General features: G+C 38.9%; 11 protein-coding genes. 3 read left to right on the top strand and 8 right to left on the bottom strand.

Going from position 1 to position 13,355, the window contains the following annotated elements; translation table 11 throughout:
- Positions 1 to 14: 14 nt before the first annotated feature.
- Complete coding sequence (locus tag EWU23_RS04615) at positions 15 to 395, bottom strand: hypothetical protein (RefSeq protein WP_166229335.1); 381 nt, start codon at positions 393 to 395, stop codon at positions 15 to 17.
- A 2-nt stretch (positions 396 to 397) separates the two neighbouring features.
- Positions 398 to 1,291, bottom strand: a complete 894-nt coding sequence (locus EWU23_RS04610; protein WP_166229333.1) for a patatin-like phospholipase family protein — start codon at positions 1,289 to 1,291, stop codon at positions 398 to 400.
- Between the two features lie 131 nt (positions 1,292 to 1,422).
- Here EWU23_RS04610 and EWU23_RS04605 point away from each other — a divergent pair, with 131 nt between their 5' ends.
- Complete coding sequence (locus EWU23_RS04605) at positions 1,423 to 1,791, top strand: hypothetical protein (RefSeq protein ID WP_166229331.1); 369 nt, start codon at positions 1,423 to 1,425, stop codon at positions 1,789 to 1,791.
- 18 nt (positions 1,792 to 1,809) lie between these two features.
- Here EWU23_RS04605 and EWU23_RS04600 read toward each other — a convergent pair whose 3' ends face one another.
- Together EWU23_RS04600 and EWU23_RS04595 are read right to left on the bottom strand one after the other, a co-directional pair.
- On the bottom strand, positions 1,810 to 3,597 hold the full coding sequence (locus tag EWU23_RS04600) for a hypothetical protein (protein WP_166229329.1): 1,788 nt from the start codon (positions 3,595 to 3,597) through the stop codon (positions 1,810 to 1,812).
- Positions 3,598 to 3,728: 131 nt separating this feature from the next.
- Positions 3,729 to 4,463 carry an LOG family protein gene (locus EWU23_RS04595; protein ID WP_166229327.1) on the bottom strand — a complete coding sequence of 245 codons (735 nt, stop codon included), beginning with the start codon at positions 4,461 to 4,463 and terminating at the stop codon, positions 3,729 to 3,731.
- Between the two features lie 219 nt (positions 4,464 to 4,682).
- Here EWU23_RS04595 and EWU23_RS04590 point away from each other — a divergent pair, with 219 nt between their 5' ends.
- Positions 4,683 to 7,112, top strand: coding sequence for a TonB-dependent receptor domain-containing protein (locus EWU23_RS04590; protein ID WP_166229325.1), 2,430 nt, complete (start codon positions 4,683 to 4,685; stop codon positions 7,110 to 7,112).
- Positions 7,113 to 7,144: 32 nt separating this feature from the next.
- Here EWU23_RS04590 and EWU23_RS04585 read toward each other — a convergent pair whose 3' ends face one another.
- The 4 genes from EWU23_RS04585 to EWU23_RS04570 all read right to left on the bottom strand — a co-directional run bounded on the left by EWU23_RS04585 (position 7,145) and on the right by EWU23_RS04570 (position 11,202).
- Positions 7,145 to 7,993, bottom strand: coding sequence for a sugar phosphate isomerase/epimerase family protein (locus EWU23_RS04585; protein WP_166229323.1), 849 nt, complete (start codon positions 7,991 to 7,993; stop codon positions 7,145 to 7,147).
- Positions 7,994 to 8,005: 12 nt separating this feature from the next.
- A complete protein-coding gene (locus EWU23_RS04580; RefSeq protein ID WP_166229321.1) occupies positions 8,006 to 9,709 on the bottom strand; it encodes a GMC oxidoreductase in 1,704 nt (567 codons plus the stop codon).
- Between the two features lie 3 nt (positions 9,710 to 9,712).
- Complete coding sequence (locus EWU23_RS04575) at positions 9,713 to 10,219, bottom strand: gluconate 2-dehydrogenase subunit 3 family protein (protein ID WP_166229318.1); 507 nt, start codon at positions 10,217 to 10,219, stop codon at positions 9,713 to 9,715.
- 101 nt (positions 10,220 to 10,320) lie between these two features.
- Entirely contained in the window at positions 10,321 to 11,202 is an 882-nt protein-coding gene (locus tag EWU23_RS04570) for a sugar phosphate isomerase/epimerase family protein (protein WP_166229316.1), read from the bottom strand.
- A gap of 170 nt (positions 11,203 to 11,372) precedes the next feature.
- Here EWU23_RS04570 and EWU23_RS04565 point away from each other — a divergent pair, with 170 nt between their 5' ends.
- Entirely contained in the window at positions 11,373 to 12,896 is a 1,524-nt protein-coding gene (locus tag EWU23_RS04565; protein ID WP_166229314.1) for a sulfatase family protein, read from the top strand.
- The last annotated feature ends 459 nt before the right edge of the window (positions 12,897 to 13,355 follow it).

Here is a 13,355-nt window from a genome sequence, read left to right as displayed (position 1 = left end):
AACTAAGCAAACCTTTAATCACATAGTTTAATGGAAAGTCCCCTACTAGGTACAGGGCTATATGCCTTACATTGAGCGCACATTTTATCTTCTGGTAATGCAGCAATATTGAAGTGAAATTCATCGCCCTCCTTCATGTTTTCAGGAAAGGAACAAATACTCCTCAAAGCAAAAGCCTGAGTATACGTTTTACCCGTCATCGGATTCTTCCATAGCTTTTCTACCTGACTACTATCCACTTGCCCTTCGATTACCTCAATCACATAATTCATACAAATTCCCTTCACGGCCAACCTGCCTTTGAGGCAAGAAGAATGAGGAAGTTCTTCTCTTTTACAAGCCGAACAAAGCCATACACTCAGTAAAAAACCCAGAAAAAACACCTTACTTTTCATGACTAACTTGTTGATTTTGTTGTATCAGCCATCGCCTTCAAGCAAGCCTTCCGACCAAATGCAATCAATTCTTTGGCTCGATCAAATTCAAAAATAGAGGATATCGATTTAGGTATTTCAATTAATATATCTGGTTGGTATTTATCTACCATCATTTCAGTCACCTTATCCTGCGTCATTTCATAAGAGTAAAACAAGATATCACTCAGGGATTTCGTACTAGCCAAAGTGGATAAATCCTTAGGAGCTGGACTAATCCAATTTTTTGCGAGCCATTCTTTGATTCCTTTCAGAAGCTCTGAATCCTCCGATTCAATCTTTTCTGGTAAAACAAAAAACGGAGCATCTCCATTTAAATCAACCGCAATAACCATTTCTCCAGCTTGTTTGTTCACCACATTCAAAGGTAAAGGATTAAGCACTCCTCCATCCACCAACACATGCTCTCCATCTATGACGGGCGTAAATATGCCCGGAATAGCAATGGATGCTCGCAGCGCTCGATACAAATCCCCAGACTGGAACCAGACTTCTTTTTTGGTATACATATCAGCCGCAACAGCTGTAAATGGAATCCGAAAGTCTTCTATCTGAGGGACGTTGATGAACTGGGATAATACTTCAAAAATTCGTTCTCCTTTCACAAAACCATGTTTACCTAAGGTAAAATCCAATAAGCTAAATACCTTGGATTTCGTTAATCCCAAAGCCCAGCTTTTATAGGCCTCATGAAAACCTGCTGCATAAATACCTCCCACAACGGCACCCATGGAGCAGCCTGTCACACTGATAATCTCATAATTTTGCTCTTCCAGCACATCGATGACCCCCATGTGCGCAAAGCCTCTTGCCCCCCCACTTCCTAAAACCAGATGTACCTTTTTCTTTAATTCCATAGAAAATAATGATTCATTCAAAAATTTACCAGCTTTAATCTAGTTTCAAGCTTTGAACATTTGAAAACAATTGTCTAGCCTGTGACAATAAATTTCAGTCATGAAGCGTATAGTGAATAACTACAAAAACAATGAAAAAGTACGGAATATTACTCTTACTTCCTCTTCTTATGCACTGCAAAAGTGCTGAAAAAATCAGCCCAAGGTGTTACCAAGGGAAATTAGTGCTGCAGGGAATCTGCATGAATTATGTGATTGAAGCTGTCAATAAAGACATTGACACCTCAAAAGTGGCCGTTAATTGGAAAAATCCCAACACAGAGGAAAATTTCCAACATGTATTTGCCTTAGCCAGTATTTGTACCTTTCCATCCAACATCAAGGAGGGCGACAGCTTTACCTTCAAAATCATCAATCCGCCTAAAGAAAATACCTGTGCCCAATGCCTGGCCTATAGCCCAACTCCTGCCCAAAAACTCTACATTGAAATCTGCCCTTAGCTAGAGAAAAGACTCAGATTAGGCCAAATTTCTTTCCAAACTAGGAATGACTAAAGCCTCAATACGGCTTTCCAATTGCTTCAAATCGGGTAACATATCATTCCAATTGGGAACCTGTAGCGCTTTGTAGTACTCGACACCTGCCAACAAGTTTTGTTTGAATGTCTTCAAATATCGCTCTTGTTTGACATTCATGTTTTCGATACTTTCTGCCAATTCATTTTTAAGGTAATCTACATACAAGCCTAGTTCCTTGACAAACAAATTAGGGCGATTTTTAGTATTTAAAATATTGATCCGACCATAAATATGATCTACCATTTCTTTTAAAGAATAGACTCCTGAGAAATAGGCTAAATTCGGGCCAGGACAAATGGCTATGGAATTCAAATGATGCTTTGGTTTGATCCCATGATTTTTTAATACAGAAGTCCCTAAGCCAGTACATAAACAAGCCTTTTCTGTAATCTTATCAAACAATTTTTGGAATTCATTTTTAGGCAAATTCTGTGCTTCTAATTCCTTAATTTTAGCATGTTGGTACTGGCGGGATGCCGTACAAATTGGCTTTTCTGTGAATTCAGTATTGGTGGATAAATACTCCAAATTACATGGACTACCTGGTTTTCCTTTTTCTATTCTTTCCAAGCGCTGCTTTTCTGAACTACTCTTTCTGAAATTATTAAACGGCACTCCCAAAGGCGAAGCATGGCTCATATAATAGTCAGACTCTTCTGCGGTGGCCAAGGCAGCTAAAGTAGCCTCGTCGACATTAGTCGCCTCAGGAACCAACAAAAATGGACTTCCCCATCCCGTTCCTTGGGTTTGATAATGATCCAATAAAAATTCATTCTCCTCACTGGTTCCTATTCCTCCCTGGACCGTTATCCGCATTTCAGGTAATTCAGAAAAACGGATTCCCTCTTTTTCCGTCAATACTTTTTGACACATGTCAAAAAGCTCTTGCTTCATTTCCTCCCGACTACGCTTAAATTCTTCCAAAATGGGGCCCAACAATAAGCCATCCGTAGCAAAGGCATGACCTCCACAATTCAGCCCAGATTCTATTCGGAATTCAGAAATCCAAAGCCCTTTCTTGGCCAACAGTTTCCCTTGAGTCAAAGCACTTCTAAAATCACTCACTTTCAAGATGATTTGCTTCTTTAATTCTCCTTGCTCATTAGGAAAAAAGTCGCCAAACTGCTCGATATAACTATACAGCAAAGGATTATATCCCGCTGAAAAAATAACAGAAGATTTTAAGTCGCTCAGCGCATATCCCCGAAGGGCTGATAAAGCATCGGCATACTCCTTTTCCAAAGCTTCCCCCTCTTTGCTATAATTGGTTTTATTCACTTTAGACATGATATTCACATCGATGGAACCAGGAATAATGCTTTCTCTTAGGTAATTTTCTAAAGACTCTTCTTTCGTCAACAGCCACGTTTGATAGGCTTGTTTCAAAGGAGACGTTTCAGGTAATAACTCAAAATAGCGATGTAAATCTGTTCCCTCTTCCCACGATTGAAGGCGCATGGCCTCAATCTTCTCATTCACCAGTTCATTGACTAAATTCAAATACGCCTGAATGCGCTTCGCACGATAATCATTTTCTGTTTTCAATATAGGAATGAACACCCTGCCATTAGCTTTAGAATGAACTTCTCTCATTTCCTCCACCAGATGGTCATCCATAATGGATATAACGGAGGAAATTCCCAAATGAGCTACTTTGACAGGAGTATCAATGGTAAAGCCTAATCCCATCACGGGAATATGAAATGAATGTGCGATTTTTTTAGACATAATCTAATGTTGTTTGTCGCAAAGTTCGACCCAAAGTCACCAAATAAATATGACCTTCGTCAGGTATACCAACTAATTAAATACCACTATAACAAGCAATTACCCATAAATGAAAGGTTTCTTCTAGGGAATTAGCGTTTTTTGTAAATCCTTCTCTCCCCTAAAATCCACAATGGCTGATTTGGATTTTGCCGAGATGGAACCCGTTTCTCTGATTTTGTTTGAATGTGGTTTATGGCCATCTGGATATCATCCGTAAACAAGATATAATCAAAATCGCCAGGACTTACTGTTTCCTCTTTGATTAAGGACTCAAAATAAGCCATGAGTTTTTCATGGTATTCTAAACCCATCACGACTACGGGAAAGTGATTGATTTTTCCGGTTTGAATTAAGGTAATAACCTCAAAAAATTCATCCAAGGTTCCTAATCCTCCGGGCATCACCACAAATCCCGAAGAGTATTTACGAAGTAATTCCTTTCTTACCGAGAAATACCGAATGGTCACAAATTTATCTAAATAGGGATTGGCGTGTTGTTCAAAAGGTAATTCTATATTACAGCCTAAGGATACCCCTCCTACCTGACTTGCCCCCTTGTTAGCCGCTTCCATAATGCCCGGTCCTCCGCCAGTCATGATCGCAAATCCCAATTTAGAAAGTTCCCTGGCCAGCTTTTCAGTAGTTTGATAGTAAGAATGTTCTGAATCAAAACGTGCTGAGCCGAAAATGGTAATACAGGGCCCAATGAAGTGGAGATTTCTAAATCCTTTGATGTATTGAAAAAGTACTTCAATCGAAAAAATTAGCTCTTTCCATCGAGCACGGGGTCCTTTTAAAAAATCAAATTCATTTGTCCATTTCATAGTAAACCAATTGTATTCATTAGAAACGAATTTACATGTTTAATTAGTAGGGGCAAACCTTTTATATTTTTTCCTGACCAAATTCAGGTTCTCCCTTTATTAGCCCTAAAATCTGGATCAACTACCTTTATTAGCCCCCAAACTGCCATAAAAGGATATGATTTGAGTCTAGAATCACTATCTTTTGGTAGTTAAATTGCCATTACCCCTTACCTACTCATGAAAAAAAACTTGTTGGTCATTTTATTGACTATCACCAACCTATCCATGGTTGTTAGCCAAGGAAATCCCCTTTCTGGGAAATTAATCGATCAACAAAGTCGCCAAAAAATCGAATTTGCGAATATCAGCTTGTGGAAAAAAGATTCAACTGTTTGGAAAGGAACCTTAAGTGATACCCTAGGAAAATTTGTTTTTCCTGAAGTCCCCATGAATATCGCTTACATAAAATTTCAAGCCTTGTCGTATAAAACGAAGGCTATTCCTTTAGCTGAGTTCAAACAATTTAGCAGCAATGAAATTTATTTAGTCCCTGACAACCAAACTCTTAGTGAAGTAATAGTTACAGGAGAAAAAGCGGTAGTAGCTTTGCAAATGGATAAGCAAACTTTCCAGACCAAGCAATTTCAAAATGCAGCCAATGGTACCGGGATGGATTTAATGCAACGCTTACCTGCTATAACCGTCAATACCGAAGGAGAAATCGCATTAAGAGGAAGTACTGGATTTGTTCTATTAGTTGACGGCAAACCTTCTACCAGAACTCCTGCCGATATTTTAGCCCAATTACCTGCCAATATCATTGAAAGCATCGAGCTCATTACTAGCCCTTCTGCCAAATACGATGCGGATGGTAAAGCTGGAATGATCAATATCATCACGAAAAAGAATACGAGGATTGGTACAGCTTGGTCTGGAAATATCATGAATGGAGGGACTTTACCTTTACGATTTGGAAGCGATGTTCAATGGACATTTACCGACAAAAAATGGAGTGTTTTTGCTGCGGCAGATTACCGTAGATATGACATCGATGGGTTTCGAGTGGGAGAAATTCGAACTAAATTTCAAGATACCCTAACCTACATGCCCTCGCAAGGTGTTCGAAATTACATGGATTTTCAATACTCTCTGCGCGCTGGAGGGACCTTTCAAGCCAGTTCGGTGGATCAGTGGAATTGGTCAGCCTATATGGGTGAAAAACAAACAGACCGAACCGCCAACTTACATTACCAGGATTTTATCCGTACTCAACCTGGAAGTGACTTATTTTCTACATTCAATTCTTCTCAAGGTCCCTACAAGCAATTTTTTAACCAAAACTTGTTTGTTCGTTCTGGTAAATTTCAAACATACAACATCGACTATTCCCATACCTATGCCAATCAGGCTAAGCTGAGTCTCTTAGCTCTGTATGAATTCTCTAAATTGGGGGGACCTTTGAACAATTACGATACCTATGAAGGTAGTAATAAACTATTACTTTGGGAAAGATCTACAGAGACTAGTCCGTTGAATGCCTGGAGATTTCAACTGGACTATAGTCTTCCACTTCGTTCCAATAAAAAACTTGAGTTTGGCTATCATATGAGGTATGTCAACCACCAAGGTGATTTCCTGTTTGAGCGATATACAGCCGGCACTAGCACTTGGGTTTCCGATCCGAATTACACGGACAAGATGGAATTAATCCAAAGTATCCATGCCCCTTATGTGCAATTAAACGGTACGAAAAAGCAATTTTCATACGCATTAGGATTACGTTCTGAATGGATGGACCGGACGCTAACACATGCGGGAGAACCCGGAAAAACCTATGCGCTTAATCAAGTTTACCTATTCCCTTCCTTGCAAGGAATTTGGAAATTAGATGGAGAAAAGACCTTACGTATTGGTTACAGCCGAAGAATTGAACGGCCAACCAGTAAGTTAATGTCGCCATTTAAAAACCACCGACATGCCGAAACCATAGAAACAGGTGACCCCAATTTATTACCAGAAATAGCCAATGTTCTAGAAGTTGGCCTAAGTAAAGGATTTGGAAATATTTCATTTACAGCTACCGTCTATGTTAACTTCTTACAGGATAAAGTCTTCCGGGTGAACGAAATTTATAGTAGGACCATTTTAGGGCGGACCTATACCAATGCCGGAAATTCACAATCGACAGGTGTTGAATTTTTGACGGAAATCAGACCAAATAAAATTTGGAAAATCTACCTTTCAGGAAATCTCTATCAATTTGATGTACAGGGAAATTTTAGAGGAATAGAAACCCAGCAAAGTAGTTTCAATTATAATATCAATGGAAACACCAGTCTAGATATAAGTCCAAAACTTCGTTTCGTTTGGGATTTTACTTATTTATCTAAATCCATAACTACCCAAGGTTTTGACTCTGATTTACTACTTTCCAATGTCAGTTTGAAATATAGCCTCTGGGGAAATAAGGCGAACTTAAATCTACAATGTCTGAATGTGTTCAATTCTAATATTCAAACCATTGTCACTCAAACACCCAACTTTTACAGTAGTACAGATTACCGTAAATGGGACCGAGTCATACAGCTAAGTTTGGGTTTCCGGATCAATGATCGAGGTCAAAAAACGAAATCCACCAAAACAGAATACGGAGAAAAAGATTTCTAAAAAAAGAGCCCCGAGATTCGGGGCTCTTCACATTATAAGGCTTTTAAGTATTGAATACTTATTGGCACATTGACCAATTCATTGTCGCTTTCGTCTTCAATGAAACAATGTTCAACTCCCGCTTTTTTGCCTAATTGAATAATTTTTTTCCAGTTACCTTGTCCCATTCCTACAGGAACATCATTGATAGCAGGCGTATGCCCTGTTAAATCCCCCACAACCCCTTTACGCAAATCTTTTACGTGCATCAATTTCCAGCGGCCAGGATATTTCTTCAATAATTTGACCGGCATTTTTTCTCCACCACCGTGTAAAGTCCATAATACATCCATTTCAAAAGACACATAGGCAGGATCCGTCTTTTGAATGATGTAATCCAATAAAGTTCCTTTCTCAAAGGGATGAAACTCATATCCATGGTCATGGTAGCAAAGGGTCAATCCATTTTCTTTCAAAACCTTCCCCGCTTTATTGAATACATTCACCGCTTTTTGAGCATCTTCTAAGGTAAAATCATTCCCTTTATGAGGAATCCAAGCACACATAACAAATTTAGCTCCTAAGATTTTAGCCTTTTGAACTACGGCCATGGGATCTTTCTCTAATTCACCAAAATCAGCTCCAGTAGAAGGAATGGAAATACCCCTAGTGTCGCATTGTTGCTTAAATTCCTGTAATGTCATCCCCTTGGCGCCTCCTCCCTCTAATTCAGTAAAGCCCATGCCTTTAATGATATCCAAGGTTTTAAGTGGGTCTTGAGGAAATTGCTTTCTAAATGTGTAAGCCTGTACTCCCAAGGGATAGGTATATACTTTCTGGGCATATGCTCCCAAACTAAGGCAAAGCCCCAAAAGGGCAATCATCAATCGATTTGTTTTCATGTGTATTTTGTTTTATAAGTTCTTTTTCTTCAATTCATCCACAGCATGATTAGCCGCACGGGCCGCTAATGCCATGAACGTTAAGGTGGGATTTTGCGTCCCTGTAGATGTCATACAAGCTCCATCCGTGACAAACACATTTTTACAAGCATGCAATTGATTCCATTCATTCAATAAAGAATGGGAAGGATTCTTACCCATGCGTACGCCTCCCATTTCATGAATATCGGCCCCTGGTGCCGACTTAGAATCGGCTGTTCTAATCTGTTGGAAACCCGCCTTTTCAAACATTTCTTGCATTTGTTCTCTAAAATCCTTGACCATTTTAACATCATTTTCAGTCCAGTCACAGGAGAATATGATCTGCGGTATCCCGTATTTATCTTTCAAGTCAGAATGCAGACGTATATGGTTTTGCTCGGTAGGAACCGTTTCCCCCATCATCCAAGCAGATATATTCCAATTACCTAATTGTCGATTCAATAAGTTATCTCGTAAAGTATCCCCAATCCCCGTTTGCTTGGAATATTCTCCTCTACCTCCACCAACACCTACGGCATAGCCCCGCAAGAAATCCGTTTCCTGACGTAGTACATTTCTGAATCTAGGGATATAGGCATTACTTGGATTTCCTCCTGCCGTCTTTTTGTCTTTAAATCCATCAAAACTGGCATTGGCCGTCCCACGATAATTATGCCATGCAATGAATTTCCCCAATAGACCGGAGTCATTACCTAAGCCCGCTGGAAACCGACTCGATGTGGAATTCAATAGAATCGCAGTGGTATTGATGGTAGACCCATTGACAAAAATCACCTTGGCATAAAAGGGTATCATTTCATGGCTATTGGCATCAATCACATTGACCCCAATGGCTCTGTTCTTTTTCTCATCGTAGATGATGGAGTGCACCACCGAATGTGGCCGCAATGTTAGATTTCCTGTCTTAGCTGCCCAAGGCAAGGTAGAGGCATTACTACTAAAATATCCTCCATAATTACATCCTCTGTTACATTGGCGTTGACTTAAACAACGGCCACGGCCCTGCTGAAAATGGATTTCTTGGGGATCTGTTAAGTGAGCACATCGACCGGAAATCACCCATCGGTTGCCATATACTTTAGTTAAAGTTTCCTTAAAATGTTGTTCTAAACAGTTTAATTCGAAACCAGGCTGCACTAAGCTATTAGGTAGCTCTGCCAAATTATCGTTAAAGCCCGCTATTCCAGCAAACTTCTCTACATGCTCATACCAAGGTTCGATGTCTTTATATCGAATTGGCCAATCCGTTGCAAAACCATCACGAATAGGTCCTTCAAAATCATAATCAGACCAGCGTTGGGTTTGCCTAGCCCACAATAAAGACTTTCCTCCGACGTGATATCCCCTTGTCCAGCGAAATGGTTTTTCATAAACCACCGGCTGTTCATCATCTGGCAATGCCCAATGTTTCGTTTCTTCCCGCATAAAACCACTAGCAGAAAAACCTTGCTTGTCAGCCAAGCTTACGGTTCCACGATGTTCAAATTCCCAAGGAGCTTTAGAGGCTGTAGGATAATCTTCGACATGCTTCACCTGCCTGCCCCGTTCCAAAACCAAGGTTTTTAAACCTCGATCGCAAAACTCCTTAGCAGCCCAGCCCCCACTAGCGCCTGATCCTATGACAATGACATCATAGGTATTTTTCTTGGCAATATTTAGATTCAAATTAGCCATAAATTATACATTTTCACACCCGTGGTAAAAGCCTGGTGCCATGACATAATGGTAATGCTCCGTCAATACATATTCAGAGGTCGTATACCCTCGAATCGTTTCAGCCCTTAACGTTGTGTAAGCCCAGAGATGCTCAGCCGACTTCTCTAAATCCAACAAAAGTCCTTCTCGCTGAGCGGCGCTACAAGCCCCAAATGACAGGTGGTGGTTTAAATCTGCCTGAAGAGACAATGATTGGATAGCCGTCTTAATTTTATGTTGATCCCCTTCCGTATAACAATCACTAAAAAGCTTATCGAGAAAGCGTTCCACGCCCACTCCATTGGCTCCTTTGGAAGTTCCTTCGGGAATGAAGGTTCCTGCAATAAGACGAAGCATTTCCTTTTCTTCAATCTTAAATACTTGCGTCGTAATTATACGTTCTTGACTCCAGCCTTGTGCCCAGCTGGGTAAGATAACCATAGCACCTGCCGAAAGGGCTATTGACTGCAAAAGCTTTCTTCTTTTCATAGGGGAATATTGCTTATGTAATTTGGATGAAAAAACAGGATTCACTACCATTCACTACCCTGATGTTTCATTCAGATTATGTAAATTATACTGATAACAGCCTATTTCAGTTGACTTATCTGCTCTCTGTAATATTGTACTGATCGAATGACCGAAGAAAGATTACTTGGTTTTTCTTGGGTATCCCGCTCAATGTTAATATTTCCTTGAAACCCTTGTCGCTTTAACTCTGCAAAAACCTCGGGGAAATTCACTACTCCTGTTCCAATAGGTACATCCCTGAGTTTGGGATTATTGTATTCAGCAATATCTTTTAGATGAATGGCTATAATGCGCCCTTGTAATTTTTTCAGAGCATCCACTGGATTTATGCCACTTTTAGGATAATGACCTAAATCTGGACATGCATAAAAATTTGGATGGTTTTTCATGGCAATTAGTAAAGAATCGGGAGTCCAATAAACACTGGTTCCTTTCCAATGATTATGAATAGCCACTTTTATCTTATAAATACCAGCCAAACTATCTACCCCATCCCATAAATGAACAGGAGGCTCTGCCGTTACATAATTAACTTGTAATTCTTTCGCTATATCAAACTCCTTCTTCCAACGATCGATGGTTTTACCTCCCACCAAATAAATGGATTCCATCTTGAGCCCCTTTTCTTGGATCATTTGTTTTAGTTGTCGAACTCCTGTCTTGGACAAGTTCATCACAGCTGAATCCTTCAAGGCAGCACCCGCCTTTCCAAAGGTATAGCCTTCGATGAAATGCAATCCAGCACTATCCGCTTTAGCTAATTGATCTGGAAATGAAAATCCATTAAACGTATAAAGAGCCACTCCAAGCTTCCAATCTTTGGGAGCCTTCTTTTCCATATTTGATTTTTTATTCACATATTTATCTGGCTGTTTGGCCAAATTGTCTTGAGAAAGACTTAGACACAAGCCTAATAAGCAATAAGCGTATATTTTTTTCATAAGAATTGGTTATTAAAAGAAGCAAAAAGAGACCCCAAGCAACAGGAGGCAAATCAAATTAAATGAAAAAAATCAGTATTTTATCTATACAAAACTGTAAAATAACAAGTTATACAATCAAGAGATATTCCATTAAATAAAAACTCACGGCTAGCATTGAAACAAATCTTATGAAAAAATCACTTATTCTACTCCTGATTAGCTTTTATAGCTGGGGACAAGCAAAACAAAAACCCAACATCATTTTTATTATTTCGGATGATCATACTTCACAAGCCATCAGTGCATATGGAAGTAAATTGGCTAAGACCCCCAGCATTGATCGCATTGCCAGAGAAGGTGCTATCCTGTATAATAATGTCGTAACCAATTCCATCTGTGGGCCAAGTAGGGCCACCTTATTAACAGGAAAATTTAGTCATAAAAATGGCTACAAATTCAACGAAAAGAAATTTGATATAGAACAAGCTGTTTTCCCAGAAGAATTACAAAAAAATGGCTATCAGACTGCCTGGGTAGGGAAAATGCATTTAGGAAGCTTACCTCATGGATTTGATTATTTGAACATACTTCCAGGGCATGGTAGTTATTATAATTCCGATTTTGTAGATAGCCAGAATAAGACCACACGCCGAGAAGGGTATGTCACCAATGTCATTACTCAACTTTCTAAAGAATGGTTAGATCAGCGCAATCCCAATAAACCCTTTTTCATGGTGGTTGGACATAAAGCTACCCACCGCTCTTGGTTACCCGACATTCCTGATTTAGGTGCTTATGATGATGTGACTTTCCCTATACCAGATACTTTTTATGATAATTATGCAGGTAGATTGGCGGCAGCAGATCAAGACATGACGATTGATAAAACCATGATTCTAAGTCAAGATTTAAAAATTCACGGTAAATATGACGGAAATGGAGATGGAGGAAGTTTCAATCGCTTTACTCCTCAGCAAAGACTTCCGTTTTATGCATACTATGAAAATAAAATCAGTAAAGAGTTTGAAGAGAAAAAACTCAGTGGAAAAGCCCTAGCCGAATGGAAATATCAGCGCTACATGAAAGACTATCTTTCTACAGCAAACTCCCTAGACAGAAACATTGGTGAATTGTTGGATTATCTAGATAAATCAGGATTAGCCAAGAATACCGTAGTGGTTTATACTTCAGACCAAGGCTTCTATTTGGGAGAGCATGGTTGGTTTGATAAACGATTCATTTATGAAGAATCCTTAAAGACACCTTTTGTAATTCGATATCCTGGTACTATCAAACCAGGTACTAAAATAAGTCAAGTAGTGTCCAATGTCGATTGGGCTCCTACACTGCTGGATATTGCTCAAACGAAAGTCCCTGCTGAAATTCAAGGCAAATCATTTCTACCTGTTTTAAAAGGACAAGGCAAAAACTGGAAGAATGAATCTTATTACCACTACTATGAATACCCACAACCACATCATGTCTATCCGCACTTTGGATTAAGAACGGCACAATATACCTTAGTCCGTTTTTATGGCCCCAAAGATTTCTGGGAATTATATGATATCAAAAAAGACCCTAAAAATTTGCACAACATCTACAATAAAAAAGAAAATGCGCAAATTATCGCCGATTTGAAAAAACAACTAGTACAAAAGATGATTCAATATGACGACAAAGACGCTTTAGAAATATATCAAAAAGGACAATAATCGGACCTTGATAACATAAAAAAGCCTATCGCTAATAACGATAGGCTTTTTGCATTCCTGTGTTCTATAATTGTTACTGTCTTTAATCTTAACATTACGTTCATATACTCCTAAAAATGAATCATATAAACACTCTCTGCTCTAAAATATTTCGAATCATAGATTCTGCTTTTTAAAACAGGAGCCTAAAAGTAGGAGAAATCTTATAAAAATTTCAACTAAAACTCAATTATTAGTATAATTTAATAATTCTATACAAATTAATTCCACCCGTCTCTTGAATTAATCTGAAGAAACAATGGAATTAATGGTTAGGTCTCTTTCTATTTTTTTAAAATTTTGCCCCTTAAGGGTGGTTACTTTAGAAAAATAACACCTATTTTTTAAAAAAATGATTTTTTCTTTTTTAAAAACCGCTAATAAATTAGGTACAGATTTTGAATTTTAGGACAAAGGATT

The sequence above is a fragment of the Aquirufa beregesia genome (genome assembly GCF_011090385.1).
Taxonomy (GTDB): Bacteria; Bacteroidota; Bacteroidia; order Cytophagales; family Spirosomataceae; genus Aquirufa; species Aquirufa beregesia.
Note: the sequence above shows the minus strand (reverse complement) of the source record. Positions and strands in the feature narration are given on the sequence as shown.